Genomic DNA, 19,275 nt, shown 5'->3' on the forward strand with positions numbered 1-19,275 from the left:
CTCCTTTATAGATGGGCCCAGCCGTGCTCTAGTCGGCCGGGCCCATCAACCATGTGAATACAGTCGAAATTTACGACAGAACAAGACGATCGAACGCTTACCCCTTAATGCCGTTCATCGCGATCCCTTCAATAAAGTAACGTTGCAGGAAAATGAACAGAATGATGATCGGAAGCGTGGCCATTACAGCCCCGGCCATCAGCAGCGGGTAATCGGTGGAATGCTGTCCCTGAAAGCTGGAAATGCCGATGGACAGCACGCGCATTTCCTCGGAGCTGGTCATGATCAGCGGCCACAGCAGATCGTTCCAGGATGCCAGTATCGTAAAAATGGCAAGCGACACGAGCGCGGCTTTGGACAAGGGCAGATAAATGTTCCAATAGATGCGGAAATAACTGCAGCCGTCGATTTTGGCGGCCTCCTCCAGATCCTTGGGCAGCGTCATGAAAAACTGTCTTAACAGGAAGGTGCCGAAGGCGCTGAATATGCCGGGTACGATCAGCACGTAGAAGGTATCCAGCCACTCGAACTCGCGCATGATGACGAAGCTCGGAATCATGACGACCTGCGATGGCACCATCAGCACGGCCAGCAGCGCGAGGAAGATCGTATTTTTGAACGGAAACCGCAGGCTTGCGAAGGCATAGGCGGCAAGAGAGCACAGCACGAGCTGGCCGGCGGTTCGCCCGAGCGTGACAATGACCGTGTTCAAGTAATACGTGCCGAAATCTATGCTGTCGATCACACGGGCATAGTTATCAAAGCGCCATTCGGTCGGGAGCCATTTCGGCGGGACGGACATGGAGTCCGCGAATGATTTGACCGAAGTGGAGAGCATCCACAGAAAGGGCATGATCATGACCAGCGCGCCGACAGCTAACAGGAGATGGGCAGCCAGACGGCTCGTTTTATCGGATCGGGTTGTCGTTTTCACGTCGTATACTCCTCCTCCCGCTATTGGTAATGAACCCAGCGCTTTTGGATATACATCTGGACCATCGTAATCACCAGAATGACAATGAACAAGATAAAGGCCTGGGCGGATGCATAGCCCATATTAAAGTACTTGAAGCCATCCTCCCATATGCTGTATACGACCGTCCGGGTGGATTCGAGCATCGTGGCCTGCTGGTCCATCATAATAAAGATCAGATCGAACACCTGAAAGGAATTGATGAAGGACATGACCAGTACAAAAAATAAGCTTGGCGTCAGCAGCGGCAGCGTAATCCGAAAAAACTTGTACAGCGTCCCTGCCCCGTCCAAGGAGGCCGCCTCGTAGTAGCTCCCCGAGATTCCCTGCAATCCCGACAGCAGGATGACGGCGTTATAGCCGATGCTGCTCCAGACACTGACAAGGACGATGGAGAAGAGGGCAAATTTCTCATCGAACAGCCAATTCGGCTGCGGTAAATTCATCGCGCCCAGCACATAGTTAATCAAGCCGAATTCCGAGTTGTACAGCCATTTCCATACCATGCCGACCGCGATCGGCATCGTAATGACAGGGATGAAATATAGCGTCCGGTAGAAGACCATCCCTTTGATTTTCTGGTTCAGGAGCACCGCCAGCACCGTTGCCAGCGCGACGGACAAAGGGACCGTGCCGATGGTATACAGGAGCGTGTTCAGCAAGGACCCCGTAAACTTCTCGTCCTGCATCAGATCGGCGAAATTGTCGGTGCCGATAAACCGGGGGGAGGTTAACCCGTCCCATGCGGTAAATGACAGGAACAGCGATGCGGCGGAAGGAGCCATGTAGAACAGACCCAGGCCGAGCACCACAGGCAGGATGAAGACATAACCCCAGATGGCCTCGTTGATCGAAAGCTTGGAGGGCTTTCGTTTGGCGGACGTTCCCGGGGGGTCCGTGGTGACTGTTACAGGAGAGCTCACAAGCAGCACCGTCCTTTCTTCATTCGTTATCGAGTAATTCGGATTAGCGAGTTGCTGGAAGAGCTGGTGTCACTTCATGATCAGAAAAGCCGATGAGCTCCTATTTCGTTTCGGTAGCCAGAATGGCGTTCATCTGATCCCCGGCATTTTTGAGAGCTTCTTCAAACGACTTTTTGCCAAGAAAGGCTGCCTGGATTTCCTTAACCTCGGCATCCTGCCATTCCGCGGTTTTCTGGGAAACGGGATACGGGACGGCAAAATCCAGACTGTCTACGAACACCTGCAGGTCCAAGGATGGAATCGATTTGAGCCAGCCTTCTTCCGTTCCCTTATAGGCAGGCATCGAGAAGCCCGATTTCGCCAGCAGCTCTTGACCCTCTTTCCCGGACAGGACCTGGATCAGCTCCCAGGCTTCCTGCTCGACCTTGGTCTTTCCGTTGATCGCCCAGCTCAGGCCGTGAACGATGGAAGCTTTCTCCTTACCTGCCGGGAGAACCGCAACGCCGAGCTTGTCTCCGAGCAGCTCGTAAAGCTCCGGCGAATTGACCGAAATCCCCGGGAACATGGCCGCTTTGCCGGAACCGAACAGCTGGCGGGATTTCGTCTCCAGCTGCTGCTGGGCGGTAGGGGAATAGCCTTTGTCGATCAAGCTCTGCTGCCACTTGAACGCCTCCAGCGCTTCAGGCGTATTGAAGCCGGAGGTCGTCTTATCCTCGGAAATGACGTAGCCCCCTGCTTGGGAGATGTAGTTGTAATATCCGATTTGGCTGTCGATCGGGGCAATATAGCCGTAGATGCCGTTCGCCTTGTCGGTGAGCTTGGCGGCATTCTCTTCCAGTGTCTCCCAGGTCCAGGTTTCATCCGGGTAGGCCAGACCGGCCTTATCAAACAATTCCTTGTTGTAGTACAGACCAATGGAATCCTGGAAGTAAGGAAGGCCGTGGAGCTTGCCCTGATACGTATACATGTCGATCAGCGCTTCGTTATAGACCGAAGTATCCAGACCGCTTTGTTCAATGAGCGGGGACAGGTCTTTGATGAGACCCGAGGATGCGTACGAGTGGAAGTTCGGGCCGTTCATCCAATACACATCCGGGCCGCTGTTGCCGGCCAGGCTTGTTTTCAGCTTGGTCCAGTAATCCGCCCATGGCGTGTACGTCACCTTGACCTCGACATTCGGATGCTTCTGGTTGAAGATTTTGATCGATTGATCCAGCGTCTCCCGCACATTTTCATCCCACAAGGCGACATTGATCACTTTCTTGCCGTTCTCTTCGCCGGACGCATCGCCGCCGCAAGCGGACAGAACGGCTGCGAGCATCAGGATTACGGAAAACACGACCGCCATTCTTTTTCTCATCACATAAAACCTCCCTAAGGAACTTGGTTTGATCCAACACGTGACTCCAACTTGACGCTTGGCTTGAAAATGACTCCTCTTGTATTGCCCCCTTTATCTGTGATTAAAAAGTCATAGTTATTCCAATGGTCGAAAAAAGTTGACGCGGGTATGCCATGTTTTGAGTGGAATAACGATGCTTCTGTTGCGAAAGATTATATATTTTGATTCAAAATATTTCAAGACAGCGGTTTCACATTGTTTTAAATTATTTTTTTCACATTTCATGAAGGCGATGCCGGCTCCGTTGAACTTGAGTTATTTTTCTAAGTGGAATAAGTTTATAACGGATTCCCCAAAATGGTATAGTGTAACTAGCGCTTGCTCCGCCAGCCCCCTAGGTACCATCCGGGAACGAGGCGATGATGAAACGAAAGAAAGGTTGAACTTGCTTGAACAATATGAAAAAAGGCGACCACAAGCTGATCCAGGCGCTGAATCGGTCTAAGGTGCTGAACAAGATAAGGACGGAGGGTCCGATCTCCCGGATCGACCTGGCCAAGAAGAATAACATCAGCCCATCGACGGTGGCGGCCGCCGTGCAGGAATTAATCAAGGACGGCTACGTCGTTGAAATCGGGACCGGCTCCTCCAGCGGGGGCAGAAAGCCGATCCTGCTTCAATTCAATCCGAATAACCACTACCTGTTTGCGGTTGCGATCACGAATTCCCTCATCATTCTGGCGGCGATGAATCTGGAAGCGAGCATATTGAAAAAGGCCACTTTTCCGATCGACGGACTTCAGGGAAAAGAGCTCGTTGATCGGCTCCTGCAGCTTACGGATGATTTTATCCGATCCTACGGCGGCGGAGGACAATGCGTCGGCATATCCGTTACCGTACCCGGAATCGTCGCCGATACCCAAGGGGTTGTCTACTACAACACCAAGCTGCGGATGGAGAACGTCCCGCTGAAACGGATCATGGAGGAGCGGTACGGTTTACGGGTATGGGTAGAGAACGACATGAACTCGGTGGCTTTGGCGGAGCGGAGGTTCGGCAATTATGCCTACTCCAACCTGATCTACATTTCGATCGGCGATGGCCTCGGATCCGGGATTCTCATTAACGATAACCTGCTTCGCGGCAAGCACGGAGGGGCGGGGGAGTTCGGCCATACCAGCGTGAATTGGAACGGCATCCGCTGCGAATGCGGCAATATCGGCTGCCTGGATACAAGCATCAGCTGGGTGGCGATTTACTCCCGGATTATTACGGCGATCGCTACAGGGCGGCCGACCCTGATCCAGGAGCTAAGCGGCGGCGACTACGCTAAAATTGATCCTTCAATGTATAAGGAGGCGCTTCGGCGCGGGGACCGACTGGCACTCTCGATTAACGAGGAGGTGGCGGAGCATCTCGGGGCCGGCATCGTGAACCTCGTGAATATGTTTAATCCGGAGGCGCTTATTCTCGGCGGAGAAATGGCTTTGGGGAACGAGGAGCTGCTGGCGATGGTCCGAACCTACATTGAACGGCACGCCATGCCGATTCTGGCGAATGACATGGTGTTCGGGCTTGCTTCGCTGGGCGCGGACGACAAGCTGATCGGCGCTGCGGCCGTCCTGCTTCAAGATCTGTTCGGCTTCTCGCTGATCGAAGCTTCGATTTGACAACGTTTCCACCAGCACGTAATCTTGGGGTACATGAATTTCATACGGAAGGGGAGCTAACGAATTGGAGCAATATATACTGTCGCTGGATCAGGGAACGACAAGCTCGCGGGCGATATTATTTGACCGGAAAGGGCAAATCGTGCATTCCGCCCAAAAGGAATTTCCGCAGTATTTTCCTCAGCCGGGCTGGGTGGAGCAGAATGCCAACGAAATTTGGGGCTCCGTGCTTGCCGTGATCGCCACCTGCTTGTCGGAAGCCGGGGTCAAGACGGAGCAGATTGCCGGCATCGGCATCACGAATCAGCGGGAGACCGCGGTCATATGGGACCGGAAGTCCGGTGATCCGATCTACCATGCGGTTGTCTGGCAATCGCGCCAGACCGCGAGCTTGTGCGAGCAGCTGATTGCGGACGGACATGATGCGATGGTAAGGGAGAAGACGGGACTCTTGATTGATCCGTATTTCTCGGGAACGAAGATCAAATGGCTGCTGGATCACGTCGAGGGGGCACGGGAGCGTGCGGAGCGGGGAGAGCTTCTCTTCGGTACGATTGACACTTGGCTCATCTGGAAGTTATCCGGTGGCAAAGCCCACGTGACCGATTATTCCAATGCATCAAGGACGATGCTGTACAATATTCATGAACTGAAATGGGACGAAGAGCTGCTTGCGCTCCTTGATATTCCCGCAGCGATGCTTCCGGAAGTAAGGCCTTCTTCGCAGGTGTACGCAAATACGGTGTCGTATCATTTCTTCGGGCGCGAGGTTCCGATTGCGGGAGCGGCCGGGGACCAGCAGGCGGCGCTGTTCGGTCAGGCCTGCTTCTCGGAAGGGATGGTCAAGACGACCTACGGTACGGGCAGCTTCATGCTGATGAATACGGGGGATAAGCCCGTAAAATCCGAGCATGGCCTGATAACGACGATCGCCTGGGGCTTCGATGGCAAGGTGCAGTACGCCCTGGAGGGCAGCGTATTCGTTGCCGGCTCGGCGATTCAGTGGCTGCGCGACGGCCTGCGGATGTTCCGGGAGGCGAAGGACAGCGAGCCGTACGCGCGCCGGGTGGATTCCACGGATGGCGTGTATGTCGTCCCCGCTTTCGTCGGACTCGGGAGCCCGTACTGGAACAGCGAAGCGCGAGGGGCCGTTTTCGGCCTGACAAGAGGCACGTCGAAGGAGCATTTTATCCGGGCAACGCTCGAATCGCTCGCCTACCAGACGCGGGATGTCCTGTCTGTCATGATTGAGGACTCCGGGTACCGGATTCCGGCGTTGCGGGTGGATGGCGGCGCGGCTGCCAACACATTCATCATGGAGTTCCAGAGCGACATCCTGAACGTGCCGGTCGAACGGCCGGACATCCTGGAGACGACGGCGCTCGGAGCGGCCTATCTCGCCGGTCTTGCGGTCGGGTTCTGGAAGGATCAGGATGAAATCCGCAGCCTGTGGTCTGCCGGGCAGCGGTTCGAGCCGAAGATGCCGGAGGAGACCAGGGAGAAGCTGTACAACGGGTGGAAAAAAGCCGTTTATGCGACAATGGCTTTTCATTAACGGGAATTATGCTATAATAAATATCAAGTAAATACATGTCTGGAGACTTGGAGAGACCACTGGACACACAAAAACCCGGCAGACGGGGATATCGTTGTGTGTTTGTGGTCTCTTTTTTGTTGTCTTTTGAGCCGCCTCTGGATAGTAGGAACTCAGGTTTTTAGGGTATATAGAGCTCGGGCAAACATACAGGGAGGGATCAGTTGTGAATCATTTTCGGACATTCTCAAGCCTGGACCGCAAGAAGCGGTTCCGGGAGATGGATACCACGCATTACGAATTAATCGTCATTGGCGGAGGGATAACGGGAGCGGGCATCGCGCTTGATGCGGTAACCCGCGGCATGTCGGTGCTGCTGCTGGAAATGCAGGATTTTGCTTCCGGCACGAGCAGCCGCTCGACCAAGCTGGTGCACGGCGGGCTTCGTTATCTGAAGCAGTTCGAGGTCGGGATGGTGGCTGAGGTCGGCAAGGAAAGAGCGGTCGTTTATGAGAACGGTCCCCATGTCACGACGCCGGAATGGATGCTGCTTCCGATTCACCAGGGCGGCACGTTCGGCAAATTCAGCACGTCGATCGGGCTCATGGTGTATGATTTCCTGGCGGGCGTCAAGCGGGGAGAGCGGCGCTCGATGCTCTCCTCGGAGGAGACGCTCAAGAGGGAGCCCCTTCTCAGACGGGACGGCTTGAAGGGCGGCGGTTATTACGTGGAATACCGGACGGATGACGCCAGACTGACGCTGGAGGTCATGAAGGAAGCGGCGGCCAGAGGCGCGAACGTGTTCAATTATGTCAAGGTCGAATCGCTGAATTACGATGCGAACGGACGCATTACCGGCGTCACGGCCAGAGATATGCTCGACGGCGAGGTTCGGCAGGCGGCCGGCAGCCAGATTGTGAATGCATCGGGGCCGTGGGTCGACCGCGTAAGGGAGATGGATAAATCCAAGAAAGGAAAAATGCTGCAGCTGACCAAAGGCGTGCATCTGGTCATCGACCAGTCGAAGTTCCCGCTTCGTCAAGCCGTATATTTCGATACGCCGGACGGACGGATGGTGTTTGCGATCCCAAGGGACGGAAAGACATACGTCGGGACTACGGATACGGTATATAAAGCTGATCCCGCAAGGCCGTTCATTACGGTCCAGGACCGGGATTACATCCTGAAGGCGATCTCTTATATGTTCCCGGACATCAGGCTGTCCCCGTCCGACGTAGAGTCCGGCTGGGCCGGGGTTCGGCCGCTCATTCTGGAGGAAGGCAAAAGCCCTTCGGAAATATCCCGTAAAGATGAGATCTGGGAATCTCCGTCGGGGCTTATAACGATTGCGGGCGGCAAGCTGACCGGCTATCGCAAGATGGCGGAAACCGTCGTCGACCTTGTTGCGAAGCGACTTCAGGAGAACGGCGGCAAGTCTTACGGCGCCGGCGTCACCCGCGAGCTTCCGATCTCGGGCGGAAAGGTTGGCGGCTCTGCTCATTTCCCGGATTTTGTGCGCACTCAAGCCGATCAGGGCGCGGCCCTTGGGATCGACCGCAAGCTCGCGGAGCAGTGGGCAAACATGTACGGCTCAAACGTAGCCGAACTATTCCGCTTGGCAGGCGAGGAATCCGCGGGCTCGGGTGCGCAGGCGGAGGCGGAGGCGCTGCCGCTGTCGGTGCTCGTTCCGCTGCGGTATGCGATCGAGCACGAAATGGCTGTGAAGCCGGTGGACTTCTTTATCCGCCGAACCGGCTCCTTGCTGTTCAATATCGAATGGACCCGGAGATGGAAGGGGTCTGTCATCGATTACATGGCCTCGATGCTGGGCTGGGACGATGACGAGAAGGAGATGTATGCTCTTGAGCTGCAAGAGGAGCTGGCCAGGGCGGAGCATGCGGCGCCTTCCGAGGAAAGCGGATTGGAGGCCGCGGCGGCCTCTGCAAGCAAGCTGTCATCCTGAATCCAGCTCTATAAGGTTCGGCCAGCTTCCGTGAGCATGGGCGGGAGCTGGTTTTGTTTTGATCGTCCAAGTTATAGAAGCATGGGCATCGGTGTGATATTCTATATACGTCGTCAAATATGAGAGGAGAGATCAACCGATGAACCACAAAGCATATGAAGGCACGTTCCACGGCGAGCCTGCGGTATGGCTGCAGCACGGCCCTTATGAAGCGGCAATTTTGCCCGCAGTCGGCGGTAATCTTATAGCCTACCGGGATATCGAAAGCGGTTACCGGTTTCTGCGGGAGCCCGAAGCGGATGAAATGGAATCGTTCAAGGAGAATCCCGGCGTACACGGCATTCCCGTCCTGTTTCCGCCAAACCGCTATGAGGACGGACGGTTCCCATGGAAAGGCAAGACCTATCAGTTTCCGGTGAATGAGGAAGCAACGGGCAACCATCTGCACGGCTTTTTACATACAACTCCGTGGCGGGTTGAGGAGTATGGCAGCACGGAAGCGGGCAGCTATGTCGTCGTCTCGGTCCAGGTCGATGAAGACCATCCGGTATATGCGATGCTGCCTCACCGGTTCACCTTCCGTCTGCGCTACACCCTTAGTCAAGACGGTTTGTCCCAGCATGTCTTGATTCGCAACGAAGGCGACAGCGACATGCCTTGCCTGCTCGCCTTCCATACAGCGATCATGGCGCCGTTTGCACCAGGCAGCACGGCAGACGATGTGACTGTCCGCATGACCATCGGCGAGCGCTGGGAACTTAATGAGCGCATGCTGCCTACCGGCCGCTACCAGCCGTTGACTCCGGACGAGGAGAAGCTCCGCGGCGAGGGAGTCAGCCCGTATTTTGCCGAGATGGACAATCATTATACGGCTGCTCCGCAAAACGGGAGAAACCGGATGGAGCTGACCGATACGCGCATCGGCAAAACGTTCGTATACGATGTCGGCACTTCCTACAAGCAGTGGATGGTTTGGAACAACAAGGCATGCGGGAAGTTCTTCTGTCCGGAGCCGCAGGTCAACCTCGTCAACGCGCCGAATGTGGATCTGCCGGCTGAGCAAATCGGCCTGTTCGGACTGGCGCCGGGCGAGATCTGGGAATCCACCTCGCGCCTGTACATGAAGAATTAACCGGAAAGGCTTTCCATGGAGTGAAAAAAAGCGTATCGGAACCACCCGGTTTTACGGGTTGACATGTCCGTACGCTTTTTTTACACCTGGACCAAATGAAGCATTGTCCGTCATCCCAACCATAACCATCGTTCCGCAGCCATCGGCAGAGGAGGCTATCCTTTTAAGCTGATAGAGGATGGGTTAGCCTGGCGCCGTCTTCTCCGCACACGGTCCGGAATGACAAAGAACGCGGCATGCATGGCAACAAACAGGCATAGCGCAATGAGCTCCTCCGCGAGAATGTAATAGGGATGCGGCCCGAGGAAATCAAGCAGGGAGGGGGTATTCGGCTTATGCATCAAAAACATGTAGTTGGACCCCAGCACCGCATTTAGCAGTCCGACCGCAAGCGCAGCGGCGTTCAGGAACAGCATGGTGTGGCCGATCGATTTCCAGGTCGGACGGTATCCGCGAATCCATGTCATGTACAGCGCCGTTAAGATGATGGCCATATGCACGATAAAAAAATGAAAGAAGCGGAAGTGCGGGAATGGATAATCGAGATTGGGCGTCAGAACGGCCTGAAGCGCCCCGCCGATGCCTGCAAAATAGACGAGCGGATACAGCTTTGCCGAATTCGTTAGCAGCACCGCGGCCGATAGAAATAAGGTAAGGCTGCAGAGCTCAAGCGGAAGCGACGTGGCCTTATCCCATATCCCTGTTACAACGTACCAAACGTGAAGGGCGGCTTCGGGCAACACCAATGAAGCCAGGAGGCCGACCCGTATCCCCTGACGAAGCCAAGGACGGCTTCGAATCCTCTGCCGGAACAGAAACAGCAGCAGTCCGAGGCAAGCCAGCGTTCCGATGGCGGCGAGGTGCCAGGCGGAGAAGGCGGCAAAGGACCGGGAAACGTCCGGATCAAAGATCGTCTCGATGACATAACATCCTTTCCGAAAACGTAGTATCTAAATATTATCATCCTGACATTTTGAAAGAAAGGCTGGTGTTGGATGACCATGCTTCGGGCCATAAAGCGTTATATGCTTGCCATGTTATGCATGGTGCTGCTGCTCGGGATGAGCGGACTGACAGCATCCGGGGAAGCGGATGCGGCCTCCAAATACAAGAAGTTTTTCGATATCAGCAGAAAGGGAGCGCCCATCCCGGGGCTTAGCGGTACCAAGGAGTGGGTGCCTCAGGGGCTGGCGCTCGTTCCAAGCAAACACTGGATCATCATTTCGCACTATTGGGGCAACAAAAACAAAAATCAAGCCAGCTCCATCTCGATCACCAACAGCAAAACGAATAAACGGATCAAGACGTTTTATTTATATGAGGGCGGAGGCAGGAAGCATACCGGACACGTTGGCGGCCTTGCGGTAAGCAAGAAGCATCTGTGGATCGCATCGGGTAAAAATGTATACCGCATTCCGCTAAGCACGCTCAGCAGCATGAAGGATTACAGCAATATCGTCATGAATAAATATTCGCTCGGGCACAAAGCCTCCTATGCAACCTACGCGGACGGTGTTTTGTGGGTAGGCGAATATATGGACGGAGAAGATATCGGGAAGAAGCAGTGCGCCCCTGGACCAAAGGGCAAGCTGCGGGGGTATAAGCTGACCGGCAGCGATCGGTTGCCGCCTGGCCCTAAGCCCTCGTATATCTGGACGACGCCGGACAGGGTGCAAGGGGCGGTAGTGACGAAATCGCGCGTGCTGTACAGTCAGTCGTGCGGACGGAACAAGGCGAGTACGCTTCTGATTTATACGTGGGGGAACTCGGGCAAGCCGGCAGCAACACCGCTCGCGATGCCGCCGATGTCCGAAAATATCGCGCTCCGCGGCAACGATCTGTACGTTCTGTTCGAGTCGGGGGCGAGGAAGTATCGGAACGGAGCGCTGCCCTTGAAAAATCTGTACATCGTCAATCTGAAAAAGCTGAGGCTGTAACATAAGTCAACGGTTCTAGTAATACGAAAGCACCCGCTTCCCTATAACAGGAAAGGCGGGTGCTTTCGTTCATCGGACAGCAGCGGGAGCTGCCGCGTCTTACAAGACCGGCTGTCTCGCTTCGGCGACCAGCCGCTTGAGCGGCTCCTGCTTCCATCTCGGGATTCGAAGATGCTTGGCGGAGGGAGCCTTCTCCCCGAAGTATACGATGCCTTGCTCGACATCGGTCACCTTATCGATGTTGACGTAACAGTTGCCTCCGACATAGTAGAATTGTTTGCCGGAGACCAGGGTATGGATGTTGTCGGCAGTCATTCTCTTTTTTATATTATAGTTCCTGCCGTGAAAGCTGACCAAACCGTGCGATCCGGTTTTAAAGAACAGAATGTCTGTCTCCACCACGAAGTCCTCATACATGTTGCGGGATTCCGATACGCGCTTCGTCATTCTGCTTCCCCCTTTTCCTTGATCAACTATTGATAACGCTTACATTTTACCATGTTTTACTCAGGGATTAAAGAACTTTTTCGAAATGCCGATAAAAAAGCCCTGTACCGTCCGGTACAGGGCTTTAATTGCAGGGGATGCAGAGACTTCCGCATCCTCCAGCTTAGACTGTTATTGAAGTTACTCGGCTGGTGTTTCTGCTTGATCCTCGCTTGCTGGATCCTTGGCATCTGCATCTGCAGCGCTTTTATCCAGCGTATTGGTGATTTTGGCTTTGTCCTTAAGCTCCTGAATGTAAGCCGGAGACTCTTGGTATACCTTTTGGTTGACCATCTGGCCGCGGATTTCTTCCTTCTTCTCCTCGAAGGTCGGGTTGGTCGCTTCCTTGCGGTCAGTAACCTTAATGATATGGTAACCGAAGGAGCTCTTGACCGGCTGGCTGATCTCGCCCTTCTTCAGCTTGAATGCCGCTTCCTCGAAGGCAGGGTCCATCTCGCCGCGTCCGAAGAAGTCCAGGTCGCCGCCTTTATCCTTCGTTGCATCCTGGTTCTTCTCTTTGGCGATCGCAGCGAAGTCTGCGCCTTCCTGCAGCTCCTTGTAAATTTTGTCGGCTTCTTCCTTCGTTTCGACCAGAATGTGGGAAGCCCGCACCTGTTCAGGCGTTGCGAAGCTTTCCTTGTTCTGTTCAAAAATTTCCTTCACTTCTTCATCGGTAACTTTGACTTTATCGGCAAGCAGCTTCTTGAGCTTCACTTGGTCTCGCATCTGCCGGCTCAGATCCTCTTCTGTCATACCGGCCTGCATGAGCGCCATGTTGAACTGGTCCTCGGACGGGTAGCTTGCCTTGAGGGCAGCAACCTCGGCGGTTACCTCTTCGTCGGTTACCGTGAGGGACTTCTTGTTCATCTCCTGATCAATCAGCTCATCCCGGATGATGCCGTCAAGCATCTGGGTTCCTCCGGCTTCCACCATCGCATCGTACAACCGGTCCTTCGTAATGCTGACGCCGTTGACATTCGCTACCGCTTCGTTGCCGGATCCTTTGGCAAACGGAGGCACGATGAGAACGACGATCAGTGCCGCCGCGAGTACGAGGGAGGCGATCATCCATCCTTTGCTGCCGTTTCCGCCGCCGCCGGAAGGGGCTGCTTCCGCTTGCGATGGCTGGTCATCCGGAATCATCAGACCTACCTTGTCATCCTCTTTGGACAAATCCAAGTCGCCCGAGTCGCGGAAATCTTCCCCGGAATGGCTCTCTTGCTGAAGATTCTCCTCGGCTTGTCCGTTCTTCTCATCTGGCTCTCCCGGATGATTTGGCTGCAAATCGTTATCTCTCATTCAGTAATTGACTCCCTTCGATTCCAAGTAATAAGTTGGATCATTCTGTAATAACTGTACCAGATATGTCCGGGCTTTACCTTAAGAAAACATAAAAAATATGAAATCAGGGGCTGGAAGGACTCCTATACTATAGGAACAGCTTGCCCGCCAATCCGCAGACAATACCGAGGATCACGACGGAGCCCGCCACAAACCACAGCACCTTGCGTGGGAAGGATCGTCTTACCATGAACAAGGACGGAAGACTGATCGCCGGCAGCGTCAAAAGAAGAGCCGCGGCCGGTCCGGTTCCGAGGCCAGCTGCCATAAAGGCCTGGATGATCGGAATCTCCGCTGCCGTCGGGATGACGAAGAGCATGCCCATCACGGCAAAGAACATGATCGCCAGGATGCCGCCGCCGGCAGCTTCACCGAGCTGAGGGAACATCCATGCCTGCAGCGCGCCGAGCAGCAGCACGGCAATGAAGTACGAAGGGACGACCCGGATGACCATGTCGGCAATGCTCGACATCCAGCGTTTCCAGAGCGGAGGGTGATCGGCTTCGTCAGGCTGCTCCGCGGCGTCGATCTCGACAGGAGCTGCTTCCTTCGAGATCCGGTTGGCCAGGTAGCTGATGCCAAAGGTCAGAAGGATCCCGAACACGAGCCGCAGCAGCGTGAATTTCCAGGACAGCACAAAGGTCATGAACACGAGTGTGGCCGGGTTTATCGTCGGATTCCCGATCCAGAAGGCGAGCGCGGAGCCAACGGATACCTTCTTCTTGCGCAAGCCGACCGCGATTGGAGCTGCGCAGCAGGAGCACATCATGCCCGGTATGGATGCCAGGCCGCCGATCGCTGTGCTGCCGAAGCTGGATTTGCCCAGCACGCGCAGAAGCCAGCCTTGCGGAAGCAGCGATTGCACGAGGCTTCCCAGCAATATGCCGAGCACGGCGGCTTTCCATACGGCTTTAAAGTAAGTAACGGCATAGTCCCAGGCGGCTTGCCAAGACGGCAAGGCGTTATCCGGCTGAAAGCTCAGGATGGATGAGCCGATACTGTGATCTACGATCGCTTTAAGGGCTTTATTGTAATACGGCCACCATTTTACGTAAGTCAGTCCTGCCGCCGCGATGATGATAAACAGGACGATGAACCAAACCGTTTTTCTTCGGTCCGTATGATGAAGCGGCATTCTGCCATCATTGGTATGCGTCATATTCAAGATTCCTCCGATATATCTGGGATGATAAAACATTTAACATACTCCAATCGACTAGTATACCATAAATCAAGCATAAGGAACGAATAAATTCGGGAAGCAGATCCCGAACTCCGGATTAGACTTCCTGCGGTTGATTTTTTATAATATAAGATAGGATTTTGCAACATCCTGAAGTAAATGCGTAGCGCAATAAACGAAATTGCTTTTCCCCGGAGTCCTTGAGCTGTGTTCGGCACCTCATATCCGGGGTTGTTGCATGTTGAATCCCTAACGGGGGAAGCTGCCGTAATATATATAATGAAGGGAAGTCCTAGAAATGAGTCAATCCGACAAAATAAAGCTCACCTCTTATTCCTCCAAGGGCGGCTGCGGCTGCAAGATCGGCCCGGCCGACTTGGCCCAGGTTATACGCAAGCTGCCCCAAGCGGAGCCGGATCCGAATTTGCTCGTCGGGCTGGACACGAGCGACGATGCGGGCGTTTATCGTCTTACGGATGACCTCGCCATGGTGCAGACGGTCGATTTCTTCACGCCGATCGTTGACGATCCTTACGATTTCGGGCAAGTGGCCGCGGCCAATGCCATCAGCGACATTTATGCGATGGGCGGCAAGCCGCTGACGGCGCTGAATATTGTGGCCTTTCCGATCTCGACGCTGGACAAGCAGATTTTGGCCGACATCCTTCGCGGTGCGGCCGATAAGCTGAAGGAAGCGGGCGTTACGCTGGTCGGCGGTCATTCGATCGATGACAAGGAGCCGAAGTTCGGCTTGGCCGTTACGGGCACCGTGCATCCGGATAAGATCAGAACGAATGCCGGCGCCAAGCCCGGCGATGCCCTGATCTTGACCAAGCCGATCGGCGTCGGCATTATGTCCAGCTCCATGAAGAAGGATTTGCTTAGCGATGAAGAGATCCGCCGAGTCACGGCAGTCATGGCTGCTTTAAACAAAACCGCCGCTGAAATCATGGAGCCGTATCAAGTCCATGCGTGCACGGACGTTACCGGCTTCGGACTCCTTGGCCATACGCTGGAAATGGCGAAGGGAAGCGGAGCGGGAATCCGGATTATCAAATCCGCCGTGCCGATGCTGGAGCGGGTAAGGGAGCTTGCCGAACTCGGCGTCATTCCGGGAGGAACGAAGAACAATTTCGACCATGTGAAGGATTCCGTTGATTTTCCGGCCGGAATGGACCAGTACGACAAGTGGATCCTGAGTGATGCCGTCACATCCGGAGGACTTCTCATCGCGGTGGAAGGCTCCCAGGCGGATGCGCTTCTTCAAGAGCTTCTGGCTGCGGGCCTCGAGGCCGGCCGGATCGGAGAGGTCGTTTCCGAGCATGGCGGACGGATCTCGGTTGAATGGTAAGCGGGCAGGGACTGCTTGCAGGCTAATCGATATAAGGAGCGAACAGACATGTTTCAAGACATCACGGTAGAAGAACTTATTGAACTTCAGCGGAACAAGAAGCTGACATTGATCGATGTCCGTTCCCCTTCCGAATATGCGGATGCGACCATTCCCGGGAGTCTGAATATCCCGGTATTCAATGATGAGGAACGGGCCGAAATCGGTACGTTGTACAAGCAGGTCGGGGTTGATGCGGCGAAGGAGCGCGGGCTGGCGATCATGTCCGCGAAGCTGCCCGCGTTTGTGAAGCAGTTCAAAGAAATCGAGGGTGATAAAGCGGTATATTGCTGGCGCGGAGGCATGCGGAGCCGTACCGCTGCCACCGTGCTTTCCCTGATGGATATCCATGTCAGCCGGATTACGGGCGGAATCAAGGCATACCGCAAGTACGTGCTGGATACGATGGAGACCCTGAGGCTACCTTCCGCATCCTTCGTGCTGCACGGGCTGACGGGAACAGGCAAGACAGCGGTGCTCCAACAGCTGCAGGAAGAAGGCTACCCGGTGCTTGATCTGGAGGGACTGGCCGGGCACCGCGGCTCGATCTTCGGCCACATCGGCCTCGATGCGAGCAATCAGAAGTCGTTTGACGCCAAGCTGTTCGAGCGGTTGAAACAGCTGGAGCATGCACCGTATATGGTGTTTGAAGCAGAAAGCAAGCGCATCGGCAAGATTGTCGTTCCCGATTTTATCATGCAGATGAAGGAGAAAGGGACCGCGATTGTACTGGAGCTTCCGATGGAGGAGCGCATTCGCCAAATTATGGAGGACTATCGGCCCGAGGCGTATCAGCAACAATATCTGGAGGCGTATCGTCTGATCAAAGGGCGCATCCATACGCCGATCGCTGCCGAAATCGGAAAGCATCTTGAGGAAGGGCGATTTGCCGAAGGAATCCGGATGCTGCTGGAGCATTATTACGATCCGAAATACAACTATACCGCAAGCCAGTATCAAGACAGCGAGCCGATTACGGTGTCGGTAAGGAGCGTAAACGAAGCGGCGGAAGCCGTGAAGGAAATTTTGACAAAGCGCGGTCAGCTAAAAACCGGTGCATAGTGGTCTCGTATGGTTCGCAAAAGCTTATTTTTAGCAGGATAATTGGACGGACCACAGCGGTTAATGGATGATCGGGAATAACATGTTGAGCCATGAATAATTGCCGCGGTGGTCCGTTTTTCTTGATCCTGGCGATATGTCCGCATGACAGAGCACGCCTTCGGTCGCCCTTACCTGGAGCGGATGCTTAAGCCATCCTTTCAGGAAGGGCGATTGTTTCTTTTAACGGGGTGTATTCCGCCGTGATTTGACAAAGACTATGAAAATATCGGGAAGAACAGATCCTTAAGCTCCTTTTCTTCATGTCAGGAACATGGTATGATCTTGATTCGCCCATTTGTCTCGGATACGATTCCATACGTTTAAAAGGAGAACGGCTATGGTGCAGGAACAATTAAATCGGCTGCGGATGCGAAGGCGGTGGATTGATTTCATCTCGCTATGTGCTTTATTAGCGTTCGTACTCTTGGCCGCTCTAGTGAAGCACAAGCGAATAGATGATTGGGACCATGCGATCAGTCGATATATTCAAAGCTTCGAACAGCCGTGGATTACGGATATCGCAGTCTGGCTTTCTTTTATCGGTTCCAGGGATGCGATTATCGTTCTGTGCCTGATTACGGTAGCTTTGCAGTACATGCTGCTCAAGCATCGAACAGAGATTTTTCTGCTCATCGGGGTCATTATCGGCTCCTCGATTCTGAATCTTCTACTGAAGCTTGCGTTCCAGCGGATGAGACCGGATATTCACCGATTGATTGAGGTAACCGGCTACAGCTTTCCCAGCGGTCATTCGATGGTTGCCTTCTCATTCTATGGTGTTTTGGCCTATTTGCTATGGAGGCATATCGAGGCGGGAAGAGGCCGGATCGTGCTGGTCGTTTTTGCTGTCCTTATGATCGGGAGCATCGGTTTGAGCAGGGTCTATCTTGGTGTACATTATCCCAGCGACATCGTTGGGGGGTATTTGGCTGCGTGCTTCTGGTTAGCCATGTCGGTCGGACGGTATGAAAGGTTCACGGACCGGTCCCGTCGAAAGGCTGCCGGAATAATCCGCGGGTCCAGCTAGCCATCCGTCGAGTCCGGCATCCGGCGCGCATGTATATCGAATGGCAAAAAAGGTAATTCAAGTCATAGCGTTTCTTGTGAAGGAGTATGTATCATTGTGTTCATTGCTGAGTTTAATAGGTGTGGCATGAGGTTTAATGATGTAACAGATAAGGAGGGCTGCCTATGGCATTCGGAGCAAGAATGTTCAAAACCGGTCTCGCCGTAACCTTGGCGTTGTACATGGCGATGCTGCTGGATTTCAAGTCGCCGGTCGTTGCCGCAATCGCTGCCATATTCGCCATGCAGCCTTCGATTTACCGATCGTGGAGATACTTCCTGGATCAGCTGCAGACAAGCACGCTTGGAGCGATTCTGGCTATGCTTGGCGGCTATTTCCTGTCCAATCAGCCGATATCGGTCGGTTTGATCTGTATTGTCGTCATTATGATCTGTATGAAGCTGAAGATGGGAGAAACGATTGGACTTACTCTGGTTACGGTTATCTCGGTCATGGAGGCTTCCGGTCAATGGGATTTTGCCTTGAACCGGTTCATATTAACGCTTATTGGAATTATATCTGCCTTCCTCATTAATATTCTCGTCTTTCCGCCCAAACCGAAGGAGCAATACATTACGCGAATTCATACGGTTTTCGGGAAAATGTCGCTCCTCCTGCGCACGGCAATATCCCACGAGATGAAGGATTCGGTGTACCGCGCGGAGAAGAAGGAACTCGAGTCGGCGATTAAATCGTTATCCGACAAATACAACTTGTTTGAAGAGGAGCAGAAGAAGCTGAAGCGGGCAAAATACAGCCAGGCGCGACAGCTTGTGGTGTATAAGCAGCTGCTTCAATCGCTCCGCAAGGGCTTCGAGGTGCTGGATGCGGTGGAGAACCATTATTTTCAAGCCGAGCGCACGGAGGCGATCGATCAGCAGTTTGATGCCAATTTGGAGCGCTTGATGAAGTACCATGAGCACATCTTATGGAAATTCGAGGGCAAACTGAAGCCGAACGAGGATGAAGCCGAGACGATGGTGGAGAACAATGAGGAGTTCATGGCGCAAGTCATGTGCGGCCCTGGAGGAGAACCGGGCGGGCTTCGTCTTTCCGTGGTTGCCGCAGCGATGTATGATTACGGGTACCAGCTGGATCGTCTGAATCGGGTAGCGGAGCATGTGGAACGCGTGGTGGAGGATGACGGGCAGGAGGAGCCTTTGTTTTCATGGCTGAAAAAATAAGGGGGCGGCGGGTTCCATTGAGCCCGCTTCGAACCTGACCGGGATGA

General features: G+C 54.2%; 16 protein-coding genes. 9 read left to right on the plus strand and 7 right to left on the minus strand.

What is annotated here, in order from left to right; translation table 11 throughout:
• Nucleotides 1–97: 97 nt before the first annotated feature.
• From BBD41_RS24305 to BBD41_RS24315, 3 genes are all read right to left on the minus strand, one after another.
• Complete coding sequence (locus tag BBD41_RS24305) at nt 98–934, minus strand: carbohydrate ABC transporter permease (RefSeq protein WP_077567213.1); 837 nt, start codon at nt 932–934, stop codon at nt 98–100.
• A 20-nt stretch (nt 935–954) separates the two neighbouring features.
• Nucleotides 955–1,896: a carbohydrate ABC transporter permease gene (locus BBD41_RS24310; protein ID WP_077569039.1), complete on the minus strand. Its 942-nt coding sequence runs from the start codon at nt 1,894–1,896 to the stop codon at nt 955–957.
• Between the two features lie 100 nt (nt 1,897–1,996).
• The gene (locus tag BBD41_RS24315) at nt 1,997–3,256 is read right to left on the minus strand and encodes an ABC transporter substrate-binding protein (RefSeq protein WP_099479120.1); all 1,260 of its coding nucleotides are present in this window, start codon (nt 3,254–3,256) and stop codon (nt 1,997–1,999) included.
• 440 nt (nt 3,257–3,696) lie between these two features.
• Here BBD41_RS24315 and BBD41_RS24320 point away from each other — a divergent pair, with 440 nt between their 5' ends.
• The 4 genes from BBD41_RS24320 (at nt 3,697) to BBD41_RS24335 (ending at nt 9,537) form a co-directional block, all read left to right on the plus strand.
• Nucleotides 3,697–4,908, plus strand: a complete 1,212-nt coding sequence (locus BBD41_RS24320) for an ROK family transcriptional regulator (RefSeq protein ID WP_237087124.1) — start codon at nt 3,697–3,699, stop codon at nt 4,906–4,908.
• A 64-nt stretch (nt 4,909–4,972) separates the two neighbouring features.
• Nucleotides 4,973–6,463, plus strand: coding sequence for a glycerol kinase GlpK (gene glpK, locus BBD41_RS24325; RefSeq protein ID WP_099479124.1), 1,491 nt, complete (start codon nt 4,973–4,975; stop codon nt 6,461–6,463).
• A 259-nt stretch (nt 6,464–6,722) separates the two neighbouring features.
• Nucleotides 6,723–8,405, plus strand: coding sequence for a glycerol-3-phosphate dehydrogenase/oxidase (locus BBD41_RS24330; RefSeq protein ID WP_077569038.1), 1,683 nt, complete (start codon nt 6,723–6,725; stop codon nt 8,403–8,405).
• 139 nt (nt 8,406–8,544) lie between these two features.
• Nucleotides 8,545–9,537 (plus strand): aldose 1-epimerase, encoded by a 993-nt coding sequence (locus BBD41_RS24335; protein WP_077567210.1) that lies wholly within the window; start codon nt 8,545–8,547, stop codon nt 9,535–9,537.
• 155 nt (nt 9,538–9,692) lie between these two features.
• Here the strand turns inward: BBD41_RS24335 and BBD41_RS24340 are convergent, their stop codons facing one another.
• A complete protein-coding gene (locus tag BBD41_RS24340) occupies nt 9,693–10,487 on the minus strand; it encodes a YwaF family protein (protein WP_335582740.1) in 795 nt (264 codons plus the stop codon).
• A gap of 45 nt (nt 10,488–10,532) precedes the next feature.
• Between BBD41_RS24340 and BBD41_RS24345 the strand changes: the two genes are divergently transcribed.
• Nucleotides 10,533–11,474, plus strand: a complete 942-nt coding sequence (locus BBD41_RS24345) for a hypothetical protein (protein WP_099479131.1) — start codon at nt 10,533–10,535, stop codon at nt 11,472–11,474.
• Between the two features lie 99 nt (nt 11,475–11,573).
• On the opposite strand, the gene BBD41_RS24350 is transcribed toward BBD41_RS24345, so the two are convergent.
• The 3 genes from BBD41_RS24350 to BBD41_RS24360 form a co-directional block, all read right to left on the minus strand.
• Nucleotides 11,574–11,921: a hypothetical protein gene (locus tag BBD41_RS24350; protein WP_077567208.1), complete on the minus strand. Its 348-nt coding sequence runs from the start codon at nt 11,919–11,921 to the stop codon at nt 11,574–11,576.
• Between the two features lie 180 nt (nt 11,922–12,101).
• On the minus strand, nt 12,102–13,259 hold the full coding sequence (locus BBD41_RS24355) for a peptidyl-prolyl cis-trans isomerase (RefSeq protein WP_099479133.1): 1,158 nt from the start codon (nt 13,257–13,259) through the stop codon (nt 12,102–12,104).
• 130 nt (nt 13,260–13,389) lie between these two features.
• Nucleotides 13,390–14,460 (minus strand): permease, encoded by a 1,071-nt coding sequence (locus BBD41_RS24360; protein WP_099480774.1) that lies wholly within the window; start codon nt 14,458–14,460, stop codon nt 13,390–13,392.
• 322 nt (nt 14,461–14,782) lie between these two features.
• Between BBD41_RS24360 and selD the strand changes: the two genes are divergently transcribed.
• The 4 genes from selD (at nt 14,783) to BBD41_RS24380 (ending at nt 19,228) form a co-directional block, all read left to right on the plus strand.
• Nucleotides 14,783–15,835, plus strand: coding sequence for a selenide, water dikinase SelD (gene selD, locus BBD41_RS24365; RefSeq protein WP_077567206.1), 1,053 nt, complete (start codon nt 14,783–14,785; stop codon nt 15,833–15,835).
• A gap of 48 nt (nt 15,836–15,883) precedes the next feature.
• Nucleotides 15,884–16,936 (plus strand): tRNA 2-selenouridine(34) synthase MnmH, encoded by a 1,053-nt coding sequence (mnmH, locus tag BBD41_RS24370; protein ID WP_099479135.1) that lies wholly within the window; start codon nt 15,884–15,886, stop codon nt 16,934–16,936.
• A gap of 379 nt (nt 16,937–17,315) precedes the next feature.
• Nucleotides 17,316–18,005 (plus strand): phosphatase PAP2 family protein, encoded by a 690-nt coding sequence (locus BBD41_RS24375; protein WP_099479137.1) that lies wholly within the window; start codon nt 17,316–17,318, stop codon nt 18,003–18,005.
• A 164-nt stretch (nt 18,006–18,169) separates the two neighbouring features.
• Complete coding sequence (locus BBD41_RS24380) at nt 18,170–19,228, plus strand: FUSC family protein (protein WP_077567203.1); 1,059 nt, start codon at nt 18,170–18,172, stop codon at nt 19,226–19,228.
• Nucleotides 19,229–19,275: the final 47 nt, after the last annotated feature.

Origin of the sequence: Paenibacillus ihbetae, from assembly GCF_002741055.1 — a bacterium.
Classification (GTDB): Bacteria; Bacillota; Bacilli; order Paenibacillales; family Paenibacillaceae; genus Paenibacillus_AQ; species Paenibacillus_AQ ihbetae.

Excerpts from the sequence above, each read along its gene's own strand:
- BBD41_RS24315 (WP_099479120.1), bottom strand. The coding sequence starts at position 3,256 with ATGAGAAAAAGAATGGCGGTCGTGTTTTCCGTAATCCTGATGCTCGCA.
- BBD41_RS24320 (WP_237087124.1), top strand. The coding sequence starts at position 3,697 with ATGAAAAAAGGCGACCACAAGCTGATCCAGGCGCTGAATCGGTCTAAG.
- BBD41_RS24330 (WP_077569038.1), top strand. The coding sequence starts at position 6,723 with ATGGATACCACGCATTACGAATTAATCGTCATTGGCGGAGGGATAACG.
- BBD41_RS24335 (WP_077567210.1), top strand. The coding sequence starts at position 8,545 with ATGAACCACAAAGCATATGAAGGCACGTTCCACGGCGAGCCTGCGGTA.
- BBD41_RS24345 (WP_099479131.1), top strand. The coding sequence starts at position 10,533 with ATGACCATGCTTCGGGCCATAAAGCGTTATATGCTTGCCATGTTATGC.
- BBD41_RS24350 (WP_077567208.1), bottom strand. The coding sequence starts at position 11,921 with ATGACGAAGCGCGTATCGGAATCCCGCAACATGTATGAGGACTTCGTG.
- BBD41_RS24355 (WP_099479133.1), bottom strand. The coding sequence starts at position 13,259 with ATGAGAGATAACGATTTGCAGCCAAATCATCCGGGAGAGCCAGATGAG.
- BBD41_RS24360 (WP_099480774.1), bottom strand. The coding sequence starts at position 14,460 with ATGACGCATACCAATGATGGCAGAATGCCGCTTCATCATACGGACCGA.
- selD (WP_077567206.1), top strand. The coding sequence starts at position 14,783 with ATGAGTCAATCCGACAAAATAAAGCTCACCTCTTATTCCTCCAAGGGC.
- mnmH (WP_099479135.1), top strand. The coding sequence starts at position 15,884 with ATGTTTCAAGACATCACGGTAGAAGAACTTATTGAACTTCAGCGGAAC.
- BBD41_RS24375 (WP_099479137.1), top strand. The coding sequence starts at position 17,316 with ATGGTGCAGGAACAATTAAATCGGCTGCGGATGCGAAGGCGGTGGATT.
- BBD41_RS24380 (WP_077567203.1), top strand. The coding sequence starts at position 18,170 with ATGGCATTCGGAGCAAGAATGTTCAAAACCGGTCTCGCCGTAACCTTG.